This window comes from Curtobacterium sp. B18, from assembly GCF_000333375.1.
Taxonomy (GTDB): Bacteria; Actinomycetota; Actinomycetes; order Actinomycetales; family Microbacteriaceae; genus Curtobacterium.
This window is the reverse complement of record NZ_BACZ01000639.1, coordinates 1-1606: the sequence shown is the minus strand read 5'-3', so window position 1 is coordinate 1606 and position 1606 is coordinate 1. Positions and strand designations below refer to the sequence as shown.

The 1606-nt window shown below is 74.7% G+C and carries 3 protein-coding genes; 2 read left to right on the top strand and 1 reads right to left on the bottom strand.

Annotated elements, in window-relative coordinates; translation table 11 throughout:
* Positions 1–553, top strand: a 553-nt coding sequence (locus I5E_RS17155) for a 4'-phosphopantetheinyl transferase family protein (RefSeq protein WP_148287027.1), incomplete at its 5' end; no start/stop codon positions are given.
* On the opposite strand, the gene map is transcribed toward I5E_RS17155, so the two are convergent.
* Positions 537–1304: a type I methionyl aminopeptidase gene (gene map / locus I5E_RS17150; RefSeq protein ID WP_022908071.1), complete on the bottom strand. Its 768-nt coding sequence runs from the start codon at positions 1302–1304 to the stop codon at positions 537–539. The genes I5E_RS17155 and map overlap by 17 nt on opposite strands.
* A gap of 45 nt (positions 1305–1349) precedes the next feature.
* Between map and I5E_RS17145 the strand changes: the two genes are divergently transcribed.
* Positions 1350–1606, top strand: a 257-nt coding sequence (locus tag I5E_RS17145; RefSeq protein WP_022908070.1) for a helix-turn-helix domain-containing protein, incomplete at its 3' end; no start/stop codon positions are given.

The window sequence follows — 1606 nt, the reverse complement described above, 5'->3', positions numbered from 1 at the left end:
CGCTCCTCCGTCGGTCGTCGTGACGCTCCGTGCGTCCGGTCCGGACCGTGCTGCCGACCGGGAGGCGCTGCTCGCCGCCGTCGCGTCGGCGACGGGTGTCGACGTCGCGGCCGTGCGCGCGGGGCGCGTCTGCCCGCACTGCGCCGCGACGGACCACGGCCGTCCCTGGGCCGAGGTCGACGGCTCCGCCGTCGGCGTGAGCCTCGCGCGGACCACCGGCCTCGTCGCGCTGGCCGTCGGACCACCGGGGATCGGCGTCGACCTCGAGCGCGTGTCGCGGGTCGCGGCAGCCCCGCTCGACGCGTTCACGCCCGGGGAGCTCGCGCGGTCCGGCGACGCCACCGCGCGGGCTGCCTGCTGGGCGGTGAAGGAGGCGGTCCTCAAGCGCGACGGCCGCGGACTCCGGGTCGATCCGTCGCGTGTCGAGGTCGACCTCGTCCGGGGTGCGGCGACGCTCGACGGCGCCGAGCAGCCGATCACGGTCGTGTTCCCCGGCGAGGACCTCGTGCTCGCCGTCGCGGCGGGAGGGGTTCCGGTCAGCGTGGGAGCGTGAGGACCTCGGCGCCGTCCTCGGTGATCGCCACCGTGTGCTCGGTGTGCGCGGTGCGGGCCCCGGTGGCGCTGCGGAGCGTCCAGCCGTCCGGGTCGGTCACGAGCACGTCGGTGTCCGCCATCACCCACGGCTCGAGGGCGAGGAGCAGCCCCGGCGGGAGGGTGTAGCCGCGCCCGGGTCGCCCGGTGTTCGACACGTGCGGGTCCTGGTGCATCGTCGAGCCGATGCCGTGGCCGCCGAACTCGACGTTGACCGGGTAGCCGGCGCCCTCGAGCACCGTGCCGATGGTGTGCGACAGGTCGCCCGTCCGCACTCCGGGGCCGGCGATCGCGATCGCTGCCGCGAGGGCGTGTTCCGTCGCGTCGATCAGGGCGAGGTCGGCGGGGTCCGCGGTGCCCACGACGAAGCTGATCGCCGCGTCGGCCGCGATGCCGTCGAGCGACACGGCCAGGTCGAGCGTCAGCAGGTCGCCGTCCTCGAGCGTCCGGTCGTGGGGGAGCCCGTGCAGGACGGCGTCGTTGACCGCGGTGCAGACGTGGTGGCCGAACGGCCCGCGGCCGAACGACGGGGCGTAGTCGACGTAGCATGACCGGGCGCCGGCGTCCTCGATCATCGCCTTCGTCCACCGGTCGATCTCGAGCAGGTTCGTGCCCACGCGCGTGCGGTCGCGCAGGGTCTGCAGGATCGTGCCGACGAGGGCTCCGGTCGCGCGGGCACGGTCGACCTCGGTCGGGGTGAGGATCTCGATCACGGGATGATCATACCGGTACTCTCTGGCCGGTATTAGAGTAGGGGGATGGTCCGTCTCCCGCTCAGCCCCGACGAGGTCGCCCGCGGGCGCCGGCTCGGAGCCCTGCTCCGGCGTGCGCGCGGGGAGCGCTCGATGCTCGAGACCGCGTTGCAGGCCGGGATCTCGCCGGAGACGCTGCGGAAGATCGAGACCGGCCGCATCGCGACGCCGGCGTTCTCGACGATCGCGTCCGTCGCCGGGGTCGTCGGGCTGTCCCTCGACGCGGTGTGGGCCGAGGTGAACCGTACCCCGGGGACGGCCGA